The organism is Alcaligenes faecalis, assembly GCF_005311025.1.
GTDB lineage: Bacteria > Pseudomonadota > Gammaproteobacteria > Burkholderiales > Burkholderiaceae_B > Alcaligenes > Alcaligenes phenolicus.
On the sequence record NZ_CP031747.1, the window covers coordinates 1602026 to 1622667 of the forward strand.

Sequence of the window (20642 nt, forward strand, 5' to 3'; positions counted from 1 at the left end):
CTGGTCTGCGGGGAAGCTGTTTGTATAGCCTCCTTGTCGAGTGCCATTACTGTGATTGAATTTGTAGGGAAAGTGAATGCGTCAAATTATTCTGGATACTGAAACCACCGGTCTGGAGCCTCGTGAAGGGCACCGCATTGTTGAAGTGGGTGGGGTAGAGCTGTTCAATCGTAAATTGACGGGCCGCCATCTGCACTTGTATCTAAACCCGGACCGGGACTCTGATCCTGAAGCTTTGGCAATTCACGGCTTGACCACGGAATTTCTGTCCGGCCACCCACGTTTCAAGGATGTGGTGGATCAGGTGCTGGATTTTGTGCAGGGTGCGGAAGTCATTATTCATAACGCCTCCTTTGATACACGTTTTTTGGATGCCGAGCTGCAAAAGGTAGGTAAAGGCCCATTCTCGCAGTACTGCGACAGCATCACCGACTCCTTGTTGGTGGCGCGGGAAATGCACCCCGGCAAGCGCAACTCCCTGGATGCCCTATGCGAACGCTACGGTATTTCCAACTCTCACCGTACCTTGCACGGCGCTTTGCTGGACTCGGAGTTGCTGGCTGATGTCTGGCTGGCCATGACCCGTGGCCAGGACGCCTTGCTGATGGACTTTGACGAGTCTGATGGGCAAGGTGGGGATGGCAGCAATCTGAGCCTGGGCAAGTTTGACGCCAGCGTGCTGAAAGTGCTGCGCGCATCCGAAGCCGATCAGGCCGAGCACGAGAAATACATGGACGTGCTGGAAAAGCAGAACAAGAAGCCGCCCATGTGGCGTGAGATGCTCAACCCGGCAACGGAGTAATTATTTAAGAAAAGAGCTGGCCCTGAACTTGTAAATCAATCAGGGCCATGCTATAGTTTTTTTCTTCGCAGCTTTTGTAGTTCTTTAAAGCTCCGGGCGGTTAACTCAGTGGTAGAGTGCCACCTTCACACGGTGGAAGTCACAAGTTCGAACCTTGTACCGCCCACCATCTCCACCTTCATTTCATTCCCCCTCATATCGTCATTGCCCTTCTTTGTGGCGGCTTGTTTGCGTCTTGCTTATGCTTGGGCTGATTGCAGCCTGCTCAATGCAAAACGCCCCATGGATATTCACGGGGCGTTTTTTGTTGCCAGTCAGGATGCGATGTGTGATGAAAGCATCCCAGCCTGTCTTACAACCAGGTCAAACCAATCGAGATCACAATACCCGAGACAATCAACTGAATCAGGCAAAAGCCCATGATGTCCTTGGCTTTCAGACCGGCAATAGCCAATACCGGCAAGGCCCAGAAAGGCTGCAGCATATTGGTCCAGGAGTCGCCCCAGGCAACGGCCATGGCGGTGCGCGCCATGTCCGCATCCAGAGCCTGTGTGGCAGCAATCACGACCGGGCTTTGTACGGCCCACTGGCCACCGCCCGAGGGCACAAAGATATTGACCAGACCGGCGCTCATGAAGGTCCAGAAGGGCAGGGTGGTCGCCGTGGCAAAGGACACCATCCACTCGGACAGGCTGGCAGCCAGACCGGAGTCGATCATGATGGCCATGATGCCTGCGTAGAAGGGGAACTGAATCACAATCCCGGCACCGCCGCGGATGGCTTCATCCAGGCTTTTCAGCAGGCGGCGAGGGGTGCCATGCAGCAAGATGGCCAGAATCAGGAAGGTGAAGTTGATCACGTTCAGATTCAGGGTCGCACCGCGCAACACGTAGTAGTCAAACAGGTAGGCCAGGCCAGCGACACCAATCACGATGGAGATCAGACGGCTGTTTTCCAGACGGTCTGCTGGACGATCGGTGGTCTGGTTGACGTCGTCTGGCGTGTCTTCCAGCAGCTTGGGGTCGACGTAAATACTTTCCTTGTCACTGGGCAACATCAAACGGTTAATCAGTGGCACCAGAATGAACAGGGCGATCACAATGGCCAGGTTAAAGAAGGCGAAGATGGTGTCGGAGGTCCCGATGATGCCGATCTTGTCTTCAGAAAAGTGGCCCGAGGTGGCAATGGTCAGTGGTACAGAACCGGCCAAGCCACCGTGCCAGACCAGAAAGCCGGAGTAGGCACTGGCAACCAGCAAGCGGTAGTCCACGCGGACCTGACGGGCCAGCTCTTTGGCGAACAGGGCACCGACCACCAGGCCGAAACCCCAGTTGATCCAGCTGGCCGCCAGTGACACCAGTGTCACCAGAATGATGGCGGAACCGGCTGATCGGGCCAGCGAGGCCAGGCCACGCAACCAGCTTTTTACCAGTGGCGTGCTGGCCAGCATGTGACCGGTCAGCAAGACCAGCAGCATTTGCATGGCAAAGGTCAGCAGGCCCCAAAAGCCATTACCCCAATATTGGATGATCTCCATGGGAGAGCGTTGCTCAAACGCCATGGCCGCAATACCGGCAATCAGTGTGAGCAGGATGACGAAAATATACGGATCGGGTAGATAGCGTTCAACCAGGCGGACCGAACCGCGCGTCATGGCTTTAAACATAAATTGTGCTCCTGTGGATTTGCGCCAGTATTTGCGCGGGTCCTGATGTCTTGGGATCGTTTGGGTGCCCGTTTGTGCAGGCACCTTGCTGGCAGCATTTTGATGTAAATGCTCAGTACAGCCGTATTGTTGGCGAGAAGCTGTAAATTGGGAAGACGGGAAAACCTGAACCTTAAAGTTTCTGGCTAGTTGTTGTTCTTCGCTATATGCTTTACTATATAGCGGTGTTTTCGAAAGAACCATCACTCATCGCTCGATGATGGGTTCTATTTACGGGCCCCTTGGGGGCCGTTTTTTTTTGTGCTGCATCTTTGTGTGGCGTCAGTTCATAAATCAATTAGAAAGATCGAATAGGGAAGGGGAATGAGACATCAGTCCAAACGCGCCACAGCAGCGTGTCATCAGTCCGTCTGTTTTGTGCCGCGCGCATTGGTCTTGAGCATGATGGGGGCCTTGGCAGTTAGCCAGGCTCAGGCTCAGGAAAACAATGACCGCGTGTTTCAGCTGGGCAAAGTGGTTGTTCAGTCCAGCCTGGATCGCGAGGCTCCGTTGGGGGAGAGCGCAGTCAGCCAGAAAGAAATGCAGGCTTTTGATTTGCGCGATGTGGGTGCTGCCGTTAGTGTGCAACCCGGCGTGACTGTGTCGGCGGGCGGTGCCCGTAACGAACAGATGGTCTATGTGCGTGGTTTTGATTCTCGTCAGGTGCCTTTGTTCCTGGACGGTATTCCACAGTACGTGCCGTACGACGGCTATGTGGACTTTACCCGTTTCACCACCATGGACCTGAGCGAAATTCGCGTGGCCAAGGGAGCAGCTTCCTTACTGTATGGTCCCAACATCATGGGTGGTGCCATCAACCTGGTGACCCGTAAACCCGTCAAGGAGTTTGAAGGCGAGTTCCGCGCCGGTTACGCCACGGGCGATCAACGCTACAGTGCCTTGAACGTGGGTACCAACCAGGGCTTCTGGTATTTGCAAGCGGGCCTGTCGTGGTCGGGCGAGCGTACCTTCCCGCTGGGGCGTGGCTTTGAAGATCAAAAAGCACGTCCTACCGATACCGGCGGCATGCGCAGTAATGCCTCGCAAATGGACAAGAAAGCGTCTTTTAAATTGGGTATCACGCCCAATGCGACGGATGAGTACGTTATTGGTTACGTGAACCAGAAAGGTCAGAAAGACAATCCGGTCTATACCGGCGTGAACGATGCCAAGCTGGGTCAACGCTACTGGCGCTGGCCATATTGGGACAAGGAAAGCCTGTATTTCCTGAGTTCCACCCAGATTGGCGAGAGCAACACGATCAAGACCCGCGTGTACGAAGACAAGTACAAGAACGGTCTGGATATGTATAGCGATGGTCAATACGCGACCCTGACTGGCCCGACCAGCGAGTACACGGACCGTACCCGTGGTGCTGCTCTGGAGTGGGTCAACACCAGCCTGGACAATCACGAGCTGCATTTTGCCTTGCACTACAAGGAAGATCAGCACCGTGATCCCAAGCCATCGGGCACTGAGCACTATAAGGACGTGACCACGTCTCTGGCGTTTGAAGACCGTATTGCTTTGGGTGAGCTGTGGCAGTTGCGCGTGGGTGCCAGCCACGAACGTCGCAAAGCCAAAGAAGCGCACAACTTTGAAACCGGCGATACCGATGCCACCAACGGTTTGCTGGAGCTGGGTTACGACTGGAGCGAGGCCATGCAGGTCTACGGTAGCGTGGCTTACAAGACTCGTTTCCCCACGATTAAAGATCGCTACTCCAGCCGCATGGGCTACGCCCAACCTAATCCGGATCTGAAACCCGAGCACGCCATTCACTATGAACTGGGCTTGCGCGGTCAGCCATGGGAAGGTGCACAGCTGGAATCGGCGCTGTTCTTGAGCCAGGTGCGTGACATGATTCAAAGCACGGTTATTCAGGCTCCCGGTTGTGACAAGTACCGTCCAGTGGGTTTTTGTGATCAGGCCACCAATGTCGGCAAGGCTCGTCAAATGGGTCTGGAGCTGTCTTTGCAGCAGGAGTTTTCTGCTCATTGGTCGGCAGGCCTGGCGTACACATATTTGAATCGACGCAACCAGTCTGACCCGGACGTCAAACTGGTGGATACACCCAATCACCGCCTGTTTGCTCATCTGAGCTGGAAGCCCACTGCGCAGTGGGAAGTGATGGGTTCGGTGGAAACCGAAAGTGGCCGTTACTACTCCTATGCAAACAATAAGGGTGATCAGATTTACGAAAAAACACCGGGCTTTGCCTTGTTGGGCCTGAAGGGTATCTGGCGTCCGAACTCGGACATCACCCTGGAAGCCGGTGTGCGTAACCTGGGCGACAAGCTGTATCAATACAAAGAAGGCTACCCCATGCCCGGACGTGTCTGGTTTGTGGGCGGAAGCTATCGTTTCTAAAGCCGTGCTGTTATTGGCAGTTAAAAGACGAAGGGCGGGATGAAGCGTCGTGACATATTGCGTGCCTTGGCGGCACTGCCGGTTTTGGCGCCTCATGCCCGTTTGCTGGCCCGGCCTGAGCAGGCGGGAGCCAGCGCCCCGATCAATCTGCATATCAGCGTGGCGGGCAAGCTGCCTGATCCGGCTCAAGTGGGGCGGATAGTGGCAGCCGGTCCGCCCGCTTCTGTGCTGGTGTATTGCCTGGCACCCCGCGCGCTTTTAGGTTGGCCTTTTCAACTGGCTCCTGCTGCACGCAGCATGATGGAGGCCGCTGGTTTTTCCTTGCCGTATCTTGGCCGTCTGGCCGGTCGGGGCAGTACCTTGTCCCTGGAAAGCCTGCTGGCCTTGAAGCCTGATATGGTCGTGGATATAGGCGATGTGAATCCCTATTACGAGTCTGCCGCCAAATCCGTGCAAGAGCAGACGGGCGTGCCTTATGTCTTGCTGGATGGTCGCCTGAACGACAGCCCGGCGCAGTTGCGTCAGGCAGGTCATATCCTGGGGCAGGCCGAACGCGGCCAGCAATTGGCCTTGCGTGCACAGGCAATTCTGGACAGCGCACATCAAGCTGCCAGACCCCGAGCCAAAGGCTTGAAAGCCTATTTGGCACGCGGTAACGATGGTCTGGAAACCGGCATGGGCCAATCCATCCATACCGAGGTGCTGCGGCTTTGCGGCTTGACGGTAATGGGTGACGAGAAAACCGATAATCGTCTGGGCCGTATTTCCTACGAACAATTATTGGCCTGGGACCCGGACATGCTGTTTGCTCAGGATGATGCTTTCTTTGAGCTGGCCCGTACTCAGGCTCCCTGGAATCAGCTCAAGGCAGTGAAGGAAGGACGCTTGTACCGCGTACCCGCCTTGCCCTTTGGCTGGCTGGATGGCCCGCCGGGTATCAATCGCCTGGCCGGGGTGATCTGGCTTAATGCCTTGCTGGACGGCAGTGCTGCCATGCCACGCATGTATTCAGAGTTGCAGGAGTTTTACTCGGCTTTTTACGGCATGTCCTTGAGCGACGAGCAGGTCAAGCGATTGGTACAAGGGCTGGACCCGCTGGGTTCTCAGCAAGGCGCATGAAGCCAGGTTTGTCCTACGGGCTATTGCTGCTTTTGCTGGGGCTGGTTCTGGCCGTATTGGTGGTGTTTGCCCTGGGGCAGGGGGCGTATCCCTTGTCCGGAACAGAAGTGCTGCGCGCCTTGGTCGCCGGTTTTGGTAGCGATCCAGAAGCGGGGCAGAGTCAGGCCGTACGCGTGGTCTGGGATTTGCGTCTGCCACGTATTGCAGCGGCTTTGCTGGTGGGGGCGGCGCTCTCGACCGCAGGCGCGGCGTATCAAACCATGTTTCGCAATCCACTGGTTTCACCCGATATCCTGGGTGTGTCCTCGGGTGCAGGTCTGGGGGCGATTCTGGCCATCTATTTGAATTTCTCCTTGTTCGGCGTGCAGATGGCGGCCTTTGTTGGCGGCCTTCTGGCGGTGGGCATTGTCTTGAGCCTAGCGCGCATGCTACGCCATCATCCACCTATTCTGATATTGGTCCTGGCCGGGATGGCGGTGGGCACCTTGCTGGGTGCCGCCCTGTCGCTGATCAAGATCCTGGCCGACCCCTACTCTCAATTGCCCTCCATGACCTTCTGGTTATTGGGAGGTTTGAGCGCCGTACGTTCCTACGAAGTCTGGCCGGCTGCGCTGATGGTATTGGCGTGCATCGTCCCTGTCTGGCTTTTGCGTTGGCGTATCAATGTCCTGGCGCTGCAAGATGAGGAGGCCCGCTCCTTGGGCATGCCCGTCTCTGCCTTGCGTTGTCTGCTGATCGTTTGCGCGACCTTGATGACGGCGGTGTGCGTGGCTCTGGCAGGAATTATAGGTTGGGTCGGTTTGCTGATCCCGCACGCGGCCCGTTTATTGGTTGGCCCGGACTTCTCCCGTCTATTGCCCGTTTGCTTGTTGGTGGGCGCCGCCTTCCTCTTGTTAACCGATACCTTGGCACGAAGCATAGGCACGCTGGAATTGCCCTTGGGTGTGCTGACGGCCTTGGTGGGTGCTCCCGGCTTCTTGCTGTTGCTGGCTCGTGGTGCGAGGCAGCGATGAGCGAACAAGGCTTGGAAGCGATTGATCTGGCTGTAGGCTACGGGCGCAAGCAAGTCGCCAGTAATTTGAATCTGCGCGTACAGACCGGGCAGGTCGTTTGTTTGCTCGGGCCCAATGGCAGCGGTAAGTCCACCTTGCTGCGCACCTTGCTGGGCCTGCAGCCGCCTTTAAAAGGGCAGGTGAAGGTGCAGGGCAAGCCCCTGGAGCAATGGAGTGCGCGTGCCCTGGCCAGACAACTGGCCTATGTACCGCAAGCGCAGGAGTCGGCCTTTGCCTTCACGGTAGAACAATGGGTCTTGCTAGGTTGCGCCAGTGAGCTGGCCTGGTACACCCAACCTCGGGCCGCCGACCGGCAATGGGTAGGCGTTTGCCTGGAGCGGTTGGGCATAGGGCAGCTGGCTCAAAAACGTATTGATCAGATCAGTGGTGGAGAGCGCCAGCTGTGCGTGATTGCACGGGCCTTGGCGCAGCGTTCGCAGTTCTTGATCATGGACGAACCCGCCTCCAGCCTGGACTTCGCGAATCAATTACGGGTACTGGATCAAGTCTCGCACTTGCGTCAGGAAGGTCTGGGTGTGCTTTTGTGTACGCATCAACCCGAACATGCGGCCCGCGTGGCGGACTGGGTGATCTTGTATCGGGATGGGGGCATATTGGCGCAGGGACAGCCCCGCGACATGCTTAGTCAGGCCAGTTTGCGCCAGCTGTACCAACTGCCAGCGCATGCCTTTGAACTACCTGATTGGTATGCGCGAAGGGCCTGAGGCCCCCCGAGCTTCTCACATGTTTTTCAAGGCAGCACGACCGTATTGGTTGTTGTGCTCCACTACACGCGTCAGCATGGTCATAAAGGTCTGGCGCTGCTTGGCGGTCAGTGGGTCGAGCAGTCGTTCCTGGGCGCGGTTCATGCCTGCACTGATTTCCTTCATCGCCGCCAATCCTGCTTCGGTGATGTAGGTCTGGCGAGAGCGGCGGTCTTCGGGGTTGATACGACGCCCCAGCAAACCTTTTTCCTCCAGCCTGCGGATGACATCGGCCGAGGTGGTGCGATCCAGCCCCAGCTCGTAGCCGATCGTGGTTTGATCCAGCCAGGGTGAACCCATCAACACGGACAGGACACCGTGCTGGACAGGGGTGAGGTCACTTTTGCACTCCTCGTAAAACATGGCGTAGTGAATCTGGTTAAGACGGCGGACCAGAAAACCAGGCCGGGACCACAGTTTGCGTCGATACAGCTCGGCATTTTCTTCTTCCACTGGACCCAGGATTTCGGCCTCGTCGGCTTCCAGTCGTTCTTCTTGCTTTAGCTCGGCGTGATTCTTCATGGATAAGTCAGTCATCGATTGAGTGGCCTTCAGCCCGTTGCCAACAAGGCAGCACACTGAAAGCGGGACGACCTGCAAAGGGTACGGCTGCAAGGTCGGCGTCTACAAGGAAAGCAGGGCTACGCTAACGTGAACAAAAGCCCTGATTTCTGATTTGCAGTCATTTCTACAGGCGCTGTCCACGCCCCAAAGTATATGTGATTTCCCGACTTGCTGAAAACAATAATAATCAGCATACTGATAGATATTGTTGGGGGGTCAAACGATTGACCTTATGTAAATCAATAATTTAGGGAAAATTTACGGTGAAACGTATTAAAAAAATAGCACTGGAGGAGCACTTCAACGCCGTTGGCTTTGAGGATTATTCCAAGGCCTTTGTCAAACATATTGACAGTGCCGACGCGCGTGAACTGATGGCTCGTTTGCATGACTTCGACGCCCAGCGTCTGGAGGTGATGGATCGTGCCGGTATCGAGTACGTTGTGCTGTCGCAGACTGGCCCTGGGGTACAGGTGGAAAAGGATGTGTCCGTCGCTATCGAGCGTTCACGTCAGAACAATGATTTCCTGGCGCAGCAAATTGCACGCCATCCCGATCGTCTGGGCGGCTTTGCCACTTTGCCCATGCAAGACCCGGCTGCTGCCGCGCAGGAATTGACGCGTGCGGTGCAGGATCTGGGCTTGAAAGGCGCTTTGGTTAACGGTCACACGCATGGCGTGTACTACGATGGCCGCGAATATGATGCCTTCTGGGAAACCGTGCAGAAGCTGGATGTGCCGTTCTATCTGCACCCCTTTGATGCTTATGAAATGCCGCACGCTTACACAGGCCACCCGGAGCTGATGGGTGCAACCTGGGGTTGGGGTGTGGAAACCGGCACTCACGCGCTGCGCATGTTGTTCGGTGGTGTGTTTGATCGCTGCCCGGATGTGAAGTTGATCTTGGGTCATATGGGTGAAGGCTTGCCGTTCCAGCGCTGGCGCTACGACAGCCGCTTTGCCGTGTACCCACATGGTGTGACCTTGAAGCGCAAGCCTTCCGAGTACATCGGCAGCAACATCCTGATCACTACTTCGGGTGTCTGTTCTGCCCCAACGCTAATGGGCGCAATTGGTGAAATGGGTGCTGAAGCCGTACTGTTCTCGGTTGATTACCCCTACGAGTCCACCGAGCTGGCCGCTGATTTCATCGAGGCAGCGCCTATGGATGACAAGACACGCGAGCTGGTTTGCTACGGCAACGCTGCCCGTCTGTTCAAGCTGGACCGGAGCTAAGCATGAGCACATTTCTGTACGGCGCTCATGTGCACGCCAATGGCATTCGTCAGCATTACCTGCGTTACGGTGGCTCCGTCGGTGGGCGTGACCAGCGTCCTGCCGTCATCATCGTTCCCGGCATTACCAGCCCGGCGGTGACCTGGGGTTTTGTGGGTGAACAATTCGGTAAGCACTTTGATACCTACATTCAAGACGTGCGTGGTCGCGGCTTGAGCGAAGCGGCTGAAGGTATGGATTACAGCCTGGATGCGCAGGCGGATGACTTGATCGCCTTGGCTCAAGCGCTGGGCCTGAAGGACTACATCGTGGTTGGTCACTCCATGGGTGCCCGCATTGGTTTGCGTGCCGCTCACAAGAACAGCGAGGGCCTGAATCGTCTGGTGATGGTTGATCCGCCAGTGTCTGGCCCAGGTCGTCGCGCTTATCCCTCCAAGTTGCCCTGGTACGTGGATTCCATGGCGATGGCTCGCAAGGGTTGCACGGCTGACGATATGCGTGCCTTCTGCCCGACCTGGACCGAAGAGCAATTGCAATTGCGTGCTCAGTGGCTGCACACCTGCCACGAGCCTGCGATTCTGGCCAGCTTTGAGGGCTTTCATACCGACGATATTCATGTCGATTTCCCGCACTTGAACGTCCCCGCCTTGCTGATGACAGCAGAGCGCGTGCAAGGGTCGTGCTGTTTGAGGAGCACGCTTGCGGTTTGTCCGGGGGACAAACCGCGCTCCGAGTTCACGACCCGCCCGCATCTGGACTCTGACAAGGGGACCCGTGCGCAGCACGGGCGGATGACCCGCCAAGCCGACCTGCTCCGGCCCTCAATAAAACAAACGCCTGCCACCCTATATTTATCTGAAGGGATACTTCGGCACGACGGTTAGACAACGGGCAATACTGCCATCACGATATGACGGGATCTCGCAGCTGTGGCGGCATCAACGAGGTTTACAGAAAATCTCATTTCCATCTGGCTGAAATAACTTGCTGCTGTCGTTTTCAGTGCACAAGCTGCAATGACTGGATGACACACTACAAGCCATAAGTAATGCAAGGGAGGGACGACCAACTACTTAATTAATTCGGGATGGTTTCATCAGGCCGTAAAGTCAACACGCGCACACCACTGTCTGTCACAGCCACCGTGTGCTCAAACTGTGCTGACAGCAAGCCATCGCAAGTGCGCACGGTCCAGCCATCTTTCCCGGTTTGCACTGCATGGCCACCTTGATTCAGCATGGGTTCAATGGTGAACACCATGCCCTCTTTCAATCGCAGTCCTGTACGCGGCATGCCCCAGTGCAAAACTTCAGGCGCTTCGTGCATTTCCCGCCCGATGCCGTGCCCACAGTAATCACGCACAACGGAATAGCCGTTCTTGCGTGCGTACTGGGAAATGGCAAACCCCACATCACCCAAAGTCGCGCCGGGGCGCACGGCTTGTATACCTTTCCACATCGCCATATAGCAGGCATCGACCAGTTTTTGCGCAGCAGGAGTTACCTGCCCCACCGTGTAGGTTTTGCTGGAATCCGCAATAAAACCGTTCTTCTCCAGGGTGATGTCGAAATTCACGATATCCCCCTCTTTCAGTACATCCGTCGTGGACGGCATACCGTGACACACGACTTGATTAGGCGATGAGTTCAGAACATAGGCATAACCGTACTGCCCTTTGCTGGCGGGCCGGGCTTGCAGGTCCTGGACGATATAACTTTCGACCAGATCATTAATCTGCATGGTGTTCATGCCAATCAGGTTCAATTGATCCAGGCGTGTAAACACTTGAGCCAGCAAACGGCCCGACTCGGCCATCAAGGCAATTTCATCTGCCGTCTTGATCATGCTGACTCCACCTGATCCAGAGGCACGGCAGGCTCACCCAAACCAGCCGCCTTCATTTCACGGGCGACAATCTCGTTAAAACTCATGGTCGGGTTCAGTTCGCACAACAACCCCATACGTATCCAGAAAGCCGCCTGCGCATTGATGGAGCGACATGAAACCGTACTCGCCTTGCGTAGCTGGTCGTGCAGCTCGTCATCAATATTCACGATACCCATTTTTCAATCCTTATATGATCCATATACGAATCATATAATTCACAAAAACAGGACGCAAGTAGAAGCTGACTGAAAATCCTGATCCAGCTTCATGCCCCGACAAGACTATTTCCAGCCTTCCCACTCCAAAGGGCGGCCTGTCTGCAACAAGTCCTCCCACATGATCCCAGCTTGCTTGTGGCTCACGGGAGGCTGGGCGTTATAATGCCCGATTCATCATTTTCAATGGCCCGCGGGATATACACCCGTCACGGCTCCTTCTATGACCGACACCACAATCTCTACCCCCGCCAGCGCGGATGCTGCTACCAAGCCTGCCCGCAAGCTCTTCATTCGCACCTTTGGCTGCCAGATGAACGAGTACGACTCCGAAAAAATGGCCGATATCCTGAATCAGGATCGCCCCGTGGAGTTGACAACCAACCCCGAAGAAGCAGACATCATCCTGTTCAATACCTGTTCGGTGCGCGAAAAAGCGCAAGAAAAGGTGTTCTCGGATCTGGGCCGGGTTCAGCATTTGAAAGCGCTCAATCCCGATCTGGTCATTGGCGTAGGTGGCTGTGTGGCCAGTCAGGAAGGCGACACGATTATTCGTCGTGCTCCCTACGTGGATGTCGTGTTCGGACCACAAACCTTGCACCGCCTGCCCGAGCTGATCGTCAAGCGCCGCAACAGCGGCCGCTCGCAAGTAGATATCAGTTTTCCTGAAATCGAAAAATTCGACGCCCTGCCTCCCGCACGCGTGGAGGGTTATTCCGCCTTTGTGTCCATCATGGAAGGCTGCAGCAAGTACTGCAGTTTCTGTGTAGTGCCCTACACCCGTGGCCCCGAAGTCTCCCGTCCCTTTGACGACGTACTGATGGAAGTGGCTGACCTGGCCGACCAGGGTGTGCGTGAAGTGACGCTGCTGGGCCAGAACGTGAACGCCTACCGTGGCCCGACCGACGTCGCTGGCGAGATTGCCGACTTTGCCATGCTGCTGGAGTACGTGCACGAGATCCCTGGTATCGAGCGCATTCGCTACACCACCTCGCACCCCAAGGAAATGACCTCGCGCCTGATCGCCGCCCACGGCAATCTGCCCAAGCTGGTCCCCTTTCTGCACTTGCCCGTACAAGCCGGCAGCGACCGTATTCTGGCTGCAATGAAACGCGGCTACACTGCGCTGGAGTTCAAATCCATCGTGCGCCGCCTGCGTGAAGCGCGTCCCGACATCGTCTTGTCCTCGGACTTTATCGTGGGCTTTCCCGGTGAGACGGAAGAGGATTTCCAGAAGACACTGAAGCTGATTCGCGATGTGAATTTCGACCAGTCTTTCTCTTTTGTGTATTCGCGTCGCCCCGGCACACCCGCCGCCGACCTGGAAGACAACACCAGCAAAGAAGAAAAGCTGGACCGCCTGCACCGCCTGCAAGCGCAAATCAACGAGCAGGCCCAGGCCATCAGCCAGGCCATGGTCGGCAGCGTGCAACGCATTCTGGTCGAAGGCACCTCGCGCAAAGACGACTCGGAACTGAAAGGCCGTACCGAAAACAACCGCATCATCAACTTCCCCGGCGACCCTCGCCTGATCGGACAAATTGTGGATGTGCACGTGACCCAAGTACTGACCAATACCTTGCGCGGAGAAATCGTGACCCATGACCGGGTTGCAGGAGCCTGATCTATGACTAGCCAACGCCGCCGCATGCCCACTTCCTTGCGCCTGGACGGGGACAATACCCATCTGGCCAATATGTGTGGCCCCTTGGACGAGAACATCAAGCAGATTGCCATTGCCTATGACGTCACCCTGCGTCGGCGTGGCAGTCATGTTTCGATTGAAGGCGAGCGCGCGGAGGAGGCTGCCAAGGCCATTGACTGGTTCCATTCGCGTGCCGTGCACCGTGCGCTGAATATCGACGATATTCAGTTGGGCCTGGTTGAGCTAGGCGCCAGCCGCCGCCACGAAAAAGAGGAAAAGCCCGAGCCCCTGCCCGAGCTGCCCCCCGTCGGCCAGGAAGAAATTTCCCTGCGTACCGCCAAACGCGACCTGCGTCCTCGCACACCCGGTCAACGCGAGTACCTGCGCAATATCCTGAACAATGACATCAACTTCGGCGTAGGCCCGGCCGGGACTGGCAAGACCTGGTTGGCAGTGGCCTGCGCCATCGATGCGCTGGAGCGCGAATCCGTCCATCGCTTGGTGCTGACACGTCCTGCTGTCGAGGCGGGTGAGCGCCTGGGCTTTTTGCCAGGCGATCTGGCCCAGAAGGTAGATCCCTATCTGCGCCCTTTGTACGATGCTTTGTATGACTTGATGGGTGTGGAGAAGGTACAGCGCCTGTTCGAAAAACAAATCATCGAAATCGCACCGCTGGCCTATATGCGCGGCCGCACGCTGAACCATGCTTTCGTGATCCTGGACGAAGCCCAGAACACCACACCGGAACAAATGAAAATGTTCCTGACGCGCATCGGTTTTGGCAGCAAGGCGGTGATTACCGGCGACCCCACTCAGGTGGACTTGCCTAAAGGCCAGCGCAGCGGCTTGAATCATGCCGTCAAGGTGCTGGAAAACGTGCAGGGTATTTCCTGCTCGCGCTTTAGCAGCCGTGATGTCGTGCGCCACCCGCTAGTTGCGCGAATTGTGGACGCCTACGAACGAGCCGGTGATGCCTGATCTATCCCTGAGCGTCCAGTACGCTGTTGATTGCCCCGAGCTGAGCCGCTCCCGTATCCGCCGCTGGATGCAGCGCACGATTGATATGGCAGTCGAACGCATCCACCCCGAAGATCGCTTCACCGCCCTTTCCGCCACCTTACGTATTGTGGACGCCGAAGAAGGCCAGAGCCTGAACCTGAGCTACCGGGAACGCGACTACGCCACCAATGTGCTGACCTTTGAATATGGTCAGGACGAGGATGGCGTGGTCCACGGCGATATCGTCTTGTGCCTGCCCGTGCTGGAGCGTGAAGCCCAGGAACAGCAAAAGCCATTTCTGCACCATGCCGCTCATCTGGTGGTGCACGGCTGTCTGCATTCCCTGGGTTACGACCACATTGAAGAGGACGAAGCCCAGGACATGGAAGCGCTGGAAACCGCTGTTCTGGCCAGTTTGCGCATCCCCGATCCCTACCAGGAGCGCTAGCTCGCCCACTTGTCACAAAGGGTCTCCCATCCCTGACAAAGCTGCGCCAATCCTCACTTCCCTTCCCGCATTCCGAATGATGACAGGTACATACCTTGTCATCATTTTTCGGTTATGCTTGTTTCTTCCTTAACTCGTCCTTCGGACAATGTCAGACTCTGCTCCCGACCCCGAGCCCCGCCCTTCCAAGGCCAGCTCAAACAATCCCATCTCTCGCTTAAGTGCTTTTTTCAATCGGCGTCACGAACCCGAAGACCGAGAAGACCTTAAGTCTGTCCTGGTTGCGGCCCACGCCCGCAAAGTTATCGACGACGAATCGCTGTCCATGATCGCCGGAACACTGGATATGGCCAACAAAACAGTGGCCGATATCATGGTGCCCCGATCCAAGATCGATATGCTGGACATCGCCAAGCCGTTGACCGAGATGCTGCCCATCATTATTGAAACGGGCCACAGCCGCTTTCCGATCTACGAGACGGAGCGCGACAATATCATCGGTATCTTGCTGGCCAAGGACCTGCTGCTCTCGATCGCCAATCCTACGCTGGATTTGCGCCCGCTGATTCGCCCTGCGGTATTCATTCCCGAGACCAAGCGCCTGAACGTCTTGCTGCACGAGTTCCGTGGCAGCCGCAATCACCTGGCCGTCGTTATTGACGAGCACGGTGGTACAGCAGGCCTGGTCACCATGGAAGACGTGCTGGAACAAATTGTGGGCGACATCGAAGACGAATACGATGAAGACGCCGAGCAGACCATTTTCCAGGCCGGCCCCGACAGCTGGCGTGTCATGGCACTGACTGAAATCCCCGATTTCAACGAAGCCTTCCAGACCCACCTCCCTAACGACGACTTTGACACCGTAGGTGGTTGGCTGGCGTCCGAATTGGGACATATCCCTCGCCGGGGCGATGTGGCCCAGCTTGATGGCATCAGCCTCACGGTTGTCCGTGCGGATGCCAAACGAGCCCTTTGGTTGCACGTTCAGCGAGCCACACCCGCCGAGCCTAATCTTGAACAAGCCTGATTCCAAACCTTTACCCCAGGCGCTTGGCGTCGCTTTACTGCTGGTCCTGGGGGGCTTGCATGCCCTGTCCTTTTCCATTGGCCCGCTGCCATCCTGGATTCTGCCCTTCTACCAGATCACCTTGCTGGCCATTGCCTGCTCGCAGATCATGGGTTCGACGTCCGTGCGCCAGGCCTTTGGTCGCAGTTATCTGTTTGGGCTGGGGCATTTTGGCGTAGGGATTTACTGGCTGTACATCAGCATGCACCAGTATGGTGGCATGCCTTCCTGGATGGCCGCCCTGGGCGTTTTGCTGCTGGCCGCCGCCCTGGCCCTCTTTCCTGCTCTGGCTTCAGCGGTTTGGCAAAAACTGCGCCCCAAGCACGATAGTGATTCCTGGCTACCACGATTGTTGTTATCAGCAGGTTGGGCAAGCTGCTGGGCACTCAGCGAATGGCTGCGCGGCAATTTGCTGACTGGCTTTCCTTGGTTGAATATCGGCTACGCCCACGCAGAAGGGATGTTTACCGGCTGGGCACCCGTTGTGGGTGTGTATGGCCTGGCCTGGCTGTCGGCTTTCAGCGCCGCCGTGATTGCCCAGTTTGCCGCCTCCAAAGACAAGAACCAAAGCCCTTCCAGCGCGATCGGCATTGGTATCGCCATGATTTTTGGCCTGATCGGGATCAGTCTGCCGCATATTGCCTGGGTCCAGCCCAATGGCGCGCCCTTTATTGCCCGCCTGGTGCAAGGCAATATCGATCAAAGCGCCAAGTTCGGCCCCAATATGAGCGAAGGCATAGAGCGTTACTACGAGCTGGCAAACCTGCCGGCCAAGACCCCCGAAGACGCGCCGCGCCTGATTGTTCTGCCTGAAACCGTTATCCCCGTATTGCAAAACCGCCTGGAAACCAGCTTCTGGTTGCGCTGGACGGAACTGGCACAGCGCCATCAAGCCAATCTGGTGCTGGGTGTCCCCATGGACCGTGGCACGGTCAACGGCAAGCTGAGCTACACCAACAGCGCCTTGCTGATCAGCCCCGAGACTCAGCCCCAGGACATCATCAACAGCACGGCCAGCTACTACGACAAGCATCATCTGGTGCCTTTCGGCGAATTCATCCCCACCGGCTTTCAATGGTTTGTGGACATGATGAATATCCCGCTGGGGGACTTCCATCGTGGCGCCTTGCCGCAAGCGCCCTTCAAGATGGCAGAGGGTCGTGTTGCCCCCAACATCTGCTATGAAGACGTGTTTGGTGAAGAGATCATCCAGGCCGTGCAAGGCAGTCCTGGCCAGGAAGGCGCTACCTTGCTGTTGAACATCAGCAATCTGGGCTGGTTTGGCGATTCCTGGGCCTTGAGCCAGCACTTGCAGATCTCACGTATGCGGGCTCTGGAAACAGGCCGTCCCATGCTGCGTGCCACCAATACCGGCATGACAGCCGCCATTGATCCTTATGGGCGTGTTCGTGCGGTTCTGCCGCCCCTGACGCCGGGTGTGCTGGATGTGGAAGTTCAAGGCACAACGGGCCTGACTCCCTACGTGAAATACGGCAATCTGCCCTTCTTGATCTGGGCAGGCCTGCTTCTGATTATTTTTGCCTGGCGCTCTCGTCGTCAGGACTGAGCACCAACAAACTCACGGCAGGCTTTGCGCTAGCAGGGATTGAAAGGATTCTGCTATTGCAAAGCCTGCGGTGCATTCGGGTACAAGCGCGCGGCAAAACCACCGGCTCGCTCCCGATTCCAGGTCTTGCACCAGTCCACGAACTCATCCGCCGGAATGGGCGTAGAGCACAAATAGCCCTGCATATAGTCGCAACCGGCGTTGTTCAACAAATCCAGTTGCTCGTGACTGGTCACACCTTCTGCCACTACCCGCAAGCCCAGCTTTTGCGCCATGACAATCATGGCCTGAGTCAGCACCAGATCCTCGCTGCTCAGGGCCAGATTGCGGATATAGCACTGATCAATCTTGAGCACATTGATGGAAAACCGCTTCAGGTGCGACAGCGAGGAGTAGCCGGTGCCAAAATCATCCAGCGCCACACTCATGCCGTACTCCCGCAAGGAGCGCAACTGCTGCAAGGCTTGCCCCTGATCGTCCAGCAACAAGCGCTCGGTAATTTCCACCACCAGCGCATCGCCCGGAATGCCTTGGGTTTGCAGATACTCCACCCACTCGCGCGCGCAGGAGCCATTGAGCTTGAACTGCGCGGGCGAGACATTCAGGCTGACCCGGAAACCGGGGTCCAGCTCGTTACGCAGTTTCACCGCGGCCTGGGCAGCCGTCTCGAACACCCATTCGCCAATCAGCACAATCAGACCGGAATCTTCGGAAAACGGAATGAATTCTGAAGGGGGCACCAAGCCCAACTGCGGGTGTTCCCAGCGTATCAAGGCCTCGGCACGGGTGACCTGCCCTGTACGCAAATCCACAATGGGTTGGTAATAAAGCTGGAACTGCTGCTCGCTTAGTGCCTTTTGCAAATCCTGCGAGAAACGCAGGCGCGCTTCCACGGCTTCGCTCATGGCAGGCAGGAAGCGGCAGTATTGATTACGGCCGCAAGCCTTGGCGGCGTACATGGCCATATCCGCATTCTTCAAAAGCTGGCCGGCATCATCGCCATCTTCGGGGAACAGCGTGATTCCCACACTGGCAGAAACAGACACCGAGTTCTTGCCCAACTGGAAAGGCTCTTCAATCGTGTCCAGCAAACAGCGACAAGTGCGCTCCACAATCGAGGTATCGCTGATATCCGAGATGATGACGGTAAACTCGTCACCACCAATACGGGCCACGGTATCTGTTACCCGCACACAGCGCTGCAAACGCTGGGCGACTTCCTGCAGCAGGACGTCGCCCTTCTCGTGCCCCAAGGAGTCGTTCACATCCTTGAAAAAATCCAGATCCATAAAGATCAGCGCGAAAGGCAAGCCTGTGCGACGCGACTGCTCGCGCGCTTGCTGCAAGCGATCCTGGAACATCTGCCGATTGGGCAAGCCCGTCAAATGATCGTAATGCGCCTGCTTCCACATCTGCGCTTCACGCTTCTTATGGCTGGTGATGTCGGTGAACAAGCCAATATGGCGATACACCGTGCCATCCGGGTTCCAGGCAGTGCTGATGGTCAAACGCTCGGCAAAATCCTCGCCGTTCTTGCGTCGATTCCAGATATCGCCCTGCCACCGCCCAGTTTCCGAAATCTCGCGCCACATCTTGCGGTAGAACTCCGTGTCCTGACGCCCCGAGTTCAAGATAGACAAGGTGCGGCCCCGCACTTCGTCCAGCTCGTAGCCGGTGATGCGGCTAAAAGCCGGGTTGGCATCCACCACATGGCCAAAACGATCCGTTACAACAATGGCTTCGCAAGTGTTCTCGTACACCACGGCCGCCAAACGGCCCGTCACTTCGTTGCGCACCCGCGTGGTGATGTCCTGCACTACTGCCACCATGCCCATACGGCCCTCGAGCTCGATGGGAATGGCACAGATCTCGACATCAATGGATTTGCCGTCATAACGCAATGCCCGCGTTTCATAGCGCAAACTGCTGCCACCAGAACGCGAATCGGGCACCACTTGAGTCAAAGAAGGAAATCGCGGCGACAGAAAGACTTGATCAACCGTGAACTCCTGGCGCAATTGTGCACGGCTATATCCCAATGTCTCAGCCAGCTTTTTATTGACGAAATCAAAGCGGCCATCGCGGGATAAATAAACTCCCAATAAAGGGTTGTGGCTCAAACTGCGGCATATGGCGTTGAGCTGGGATAAATTGCGCTGCTGAATAGAAAGCTGCGCATCCAGCTGTTGAATCTGCAAACCGCAGTAATTCAAAATCTGCGACAAATAACGCGTTTCACTAGTGCCTGAACTGGTGCTTTTTGCACGGTAATTGCCGCCAGTAAAAGCCTGGCCTTGAGCCACCAGCTGTCGCAAGGGATCGGCTGCCCACGCACGCAACATGAAGTAGGACAGACACAGCGCGATCAAATCCAGACCCAGCATGAAGAACACCGTCCAGCGGTGCTGCGAGCGGACGCTTTCACGCGAGGCATCAAACGCATCCAGCAATTGCTGGGTGTTATGACGAAATAACGAGTCTTCCGCGTTCAGGCTGGCCGCTGGCAAGAGCACTTGCTCGGAGCTGACCGGAAAATCCAGACGCATCAAGCGCCGCTGCCATTCATTACTTAGTTGGGAGACCAGCCCCAGCAAGGGCTTGTCCAGCGGGACCAGGACCACACCATCGACTACCCCGCCATCGCGCAACAACTGCACCACCCCTTGGAACTGCTGATCCAAGTGGCGCAAACGGGCAGGCGTCGAACTGGAAGGCGCGGCCAGCGCCACGGAATAGCTGATATCAGAGAGCTGGCGCAGGAGGCCGCTACTTGCCTGCAGGCGAATTTCTGCCTGGTTTTGCTTGTAAATGACAGTAACCGTTGCGGAGATCAACAACAGCCAGACCAACAGCACCCAAATCAGCAAAGCACTCAAACTGATTCGTCTTTGTGCATCCACTGGAACAGGCAGAGGTGATGATATGCACTGCTTTGCTGACATAGCGCCATTAAATAAAAAAATGCAGGCTAAGTGAGGGGCCTACAAAACGTAATTATTGCAGGTGAAATGTTACTCAACGAAGCATACCATCATTAGATTACAGAGCAGCGCAAATTTCTCACAAACCCTGCATTTATGCGCCTAAGAAGGGAATTAGACGAGCCTGAAAGGGACAAAAAAACGACGCTAATAGTTGAAAGCATTTCCTTCTATTGAGCCACAAATGAAATGTTATGACACAAAGAAGATACAAAACTCC

General features: G+C 56.3%; 17 protein-coding genes and 1 tRNA gene. 13 read left to right on the forward strand and 5 right to left on the reverse strand.

All coding sequences use genetic code 11. The annotated features are described in order from the left end of the window. Positions 1–76 precede the first annotated feature (76 nt). Both dnaQ and D0C27_RS07265 read left to right on the forward strand, forming a co-directional pair. Positions 77–802: a DNA polymerase III subunit epsilon gene (gene dnaQ / locus D0C27_RS07260; protein ID WP_009460833.1), complete on the forward strand. Its 726-nt coding sequence runs from the start codon at positions 77–79 to the stop codon at positions 800–802. A gap of 94 nt (positions 803–896) precedes the next feature. Beyond that, positions 897–971: transfer RNA gene (locus tag D0C27_RS07265), tRNA-Val, on the forward strand. A 183-nt stretch (positions 972–1154) separates the two neighbouring features. Here D0C27_RS07265 and D0C27_RS07270 read toward each other — a convergent pair. Then, positions 1155–2468, reverse strand: a complete 1314-nt coding sequence (locus D0C27_RS07270; RefSeq protein ID WP_035273510.1) for a short-chain fatty acid transporter — start codon at positions 2466–2468, stop codon at positions 1155–1157. Between the two features lie 363 nt (positions 2469–2831). On the opposite strand from D0C27_RS07270, the gene D0C27_RS07275 reads away from it, so the two are divergent. Genes D0C27_RS07275 through D0C27_RS07290 form a run of 4 tightly spaced genes read left to right on the forward strand, consistent with a single transcriptional unit; the run spans position 2832 to position 7773 of the window. Next, positions 2832–4877, forward strand: coding sequence for a TonB-dependent receptor plug domain-containing protein (locus D0C27_RS07275; RefSeq protein ID WP_240688330.1), 2046 nt, complete (start codon positions 2832–2834; stop codon positions 4875–4877). Positions 4878–4916: 39 nt separating this feature from the next. Then, positions 4917–5996 carry an ABC transporter substrate-binding protein gene (locus D0C27_RS07280; RefSeq protein ID WP_137430688.1) on the forward strand — a complete coding sequence of 360 codons (1080 nt, stop codon included), beginning with the start codon at positions 4917–4919 and terminating at the stop codon, positions 5994–5996. Beyond that, complete coding sequence (locus D0C27_RS07285; protein ID WP_137430689.1) at positions 5993–7009, forward strand: FecCD family ABC transporter permease; 1017 nt, start codon at positions 5993–5995, stop codon at positions 7007–7009. Before D0C27_RS07280 ends, D0C27_RS07285 begins: the two co-directional genes overlap by 4 nt. Continuing rightward, on the forward strand, positions 7006–7773 hold the full coding sequence (locus tag D0C27_RS07290; RefSeq protein WP_137430690.1) for an ABC transporter ATP-binding protein: 768 nt from the start codon (positions 7006–7008) through the stop codon (positions 7771–7773). Before D0C27_RS07285 ends, D0C27_RS07290 begins: the two co-directional genes overlap by 4 nt. Positions 7774–7788: 15 nt before the next feature. On the opposite strand, the gene D0C27_RS07295 is transcribed toward D0C27_RS07290, so the two are convergent. After that, a complete protein-coding gene (locus D0C27_RS07295; RefSeq protein WP_009460842.1) occupies positions 7789–8349 on the reverse strand; it encodes a MarR family winged helix-turn-helix transcriptional regulator in 561 nt (186 codons plus the stop codon). Positions 8350–8639: 290 nt separating this feature from the next. On the opposite strand from D0C27_RS07295, the gene D0C27_RS07300 reads away from it, so the two are divergent. Both D0C27_RS07300 and D0C27_RS07305 read left to right on the forward strand, forming a co-directional pair. Beyond that, the gene (locus tag D0C27_RS07300) at positions 8640–9611 is read left to right on the forward strand and encodes an amidohydrolase family protein (protein WP_026485442.1); all 972 of its coding nucleotides are present in this window, start codon (positions 8640–8642) and stop codon (positions 9609–9611) included. Positions 9612–9613: 2 nt separating this feature from the next. Then, positions 9614–10495: an alpha/beta fold hydrolase gene (locus D0C27_RS07305; protein WP_276607171.1), complete on the forward strand. Its 882-nt coding sequence runs from the start codon at positions 9614–9616 to the stop codon at positions 10493–10495. Between the two features lie 193 nt (positions 10496–10688). On the opposite strand, the gene map is transcribed toward D0C27_RS07305, so the two are convergent. Both map and D0C27_RS07315 read right to left on the reverse strand, forming a co-directional pair. Continuing rightward, on the reverse strand, positions 10689–11456 hold the full coding sequence (map, locus tag D0C27_RS07310) for a type I methionyl aminopeptidase (RefSeq protein ID WP_060185584.1): 768 nt from the start codon (positions 11454–11456) through the stop codon (positions 10689–10691). Beyond that, a complete protein-coding gene (locus tag D0C27_RS07315) occupies positions 11453–11674 on the reverse strand; it encodes a ParD-like family protein (RefSeq protein ID WP_009463848.1) in 222 nt (73 codons plus the stop codon). Before D0C27_RS07315 ends, map begins: the two co-directional genes overlap by 4 nt. 262 nt (positions 11675–11936) lie before the next feature. Here D0C27_RS07315 and miaB point away from each other — a divergent pair, with 262 nt between their 5' ends. From miaB to lnt, 5 genes are all read left to right on the forward strand, one after another. Beyond that, positions 11937–13337 (forward strand): tRNA (N6-isopentenyl adenosine(37)-C2)-methylthiotransferase MiaB, encoded by a 1401-nt coding sequence (gene miaB, locus D0C27_RS07320; protein ID WP_009463849.1) that lies wholly within the window; start codon positions 11937–11939, stop codon positions 13335–13337. A 3-nt stretch (positions 13338–13340) separates the two neighbouring features. Continuing rightward, entirely contained in the window at positions 13341–14336 is a 996-nt protein-coding gene (locus D0C27_RS07325) for a PhoH family protein (protein WP_009463850.1), read from the forward strand. Beyond that, positions 14329–14805 carry an rRNA maturation RNase YbeY gene (ybeY, locus tag D0C27_RS07330; RefSeq protein ID WP_022983424.1) on the forward strand — a complete coding sequence of 159 codons (477 nt, stop codon included), beginning with the start codon at positions 14329–14331 and terminating at the stop codon, positions 14803–14805. The genes D0C27_RS07325 and ybeY overlap by 8 nt, the downstream gene beginning before the upstream one ends. Before the next feature lie 148 nt (positions 14806–14953). Next, positions 14954–15835 carry an HlyC/CorC family transporter gene (locus D0C27_RS07335; protein ID WP_009463852.1) on the forward strand — a complete coding sequence of 294 codons (882 nt, stop codon included), beginning with the start codon at positions 14954–14956 and terminating at the stop codon, positions 15833–15835. Beyond that, a complete protein-coding gene (lnt, locus tag D0C27_RS07340) occupies positions 15822–17441 on the forward strand; it encodes an apolipoprotein N-acyltransferase (protein WP_137430691.1) in 1620 nt (539 codons plus the stop codon). The genes D0C27_RS07335 and lnt overlap by 14 nt, the downstream gene beginning before the upstream one ends. A gap of 53 nt (positions 17442–17494) precedes the next feature. Here the strand turns inward: lnt and D0C27_RS07345 are convergent, their stop codons facing one another. After that, entirely contained in the window at positions 17495–20317 is a 2823-nt protein-coding gene (locus D0C27_RS07345) for an EAL domain-containing protein (RefSeq protein WP_060185582.1), read from the reverse strand. Between the last annotated feature and the right edge of the window lie 325 nt (positions 20318–20642).

Bases quoted from the DNA above. Each gene is read 5' to 3' on its own strand.
- dnaQ (WP_009460833.1), top strand. From the start codon at position 77: ATGCGTCAAATTATTCTGGATACTGAAACCACCGGTCTGGAGCCTCGT.
- D0C27_RS07270 (WP_035273510.1), bottom strand. From the start codon at position 2,468: ATGTTTAAAGCCATGACGCGCGGTTCGGTCCGCCTGGTTGAACGCTAT.
- D0C27_RS07275 (WP_240688330.1), top strand. From the start codon at position 2,832: ATGAGACATCAGTCCAAACGCGCCACAGCAGCGTGTCATCAGTCCGTC.
- D0C27_RS07280 (WP_137430688.1), top strand. From the start codon at position 4,917: ATGAAGCGTCGTGACATATTGCGTGCCTTGGCGGCACTGCCGGTTTTG.
- D0C27_RS07285 (WP_137430689.1), top strand. From the start codon at position 5,993: ATGAAGCCAGGTTTGTCCTACGGGCTATTGCTGCTTTTGCTGGGGCTG.
- D0C27_RS07290 (WP_137430690.1), top strand. From the start codon at position 7,006: ATGAGCGAACAAGGCTTGGAAGCGATTGATCTGGCTGTAGGCTACGGG.
- D0C27_RS07295 (WP_009460842.1), bottom strand. From the start codon at position 8,349: ATGACTGACTTATCCATGAAGAATCACGCCGAGCTAAAGCAAGAAGAA.
- D0C27_RS07305 (WP_276607171.1), top strand. From the start codon at position 9,614: ATGAGCACATTTCTGTACGGCGCTCATGTGCACGCCAATGGCATTCGT.
- map (WP_060185584.1), bottom strand. From the start codon at position 11,456: ATGATCAAGACGGCAGATGAAATTGCCTTGATGGCCGAGTCGGGCCGT.
- D0C27_RS07315 (WP_009463848.1), bottom strand. From the start codon at position 11,674: ATGGGTATCGTGAATATTGATGACGAGCTGCACGACCAGCTACGCAAG.
- miaB (WP_009463849.1), top strand. From the start codon at position 11,937: ATGACCGACACCACAATCTCTACCCCCGCCAGCGCGGATGCTGCTACC.
- D0C27_RS07325 (WP_009463850.1), top strand. From the start codon at position 13,341: ATGACTAGCCAACGCCGCCGCATGCCCACTTCCTTGCGCCTGGACGGG.
- ybeY (WP_022983424.1), top strand. From the start codon at position 14,329: ATGCCTGATCTATCCCTGAGCGTCCAGTACGCTGTTGATTGCCCCGAG.
- D0C27_RS07335 (WP_009463852.1), top strand. From the start codon at position 14,954: ATGTCAGACTCTGCTCCCGACCCCGAGCCCCGCCCTTCCAAGGCCAGC.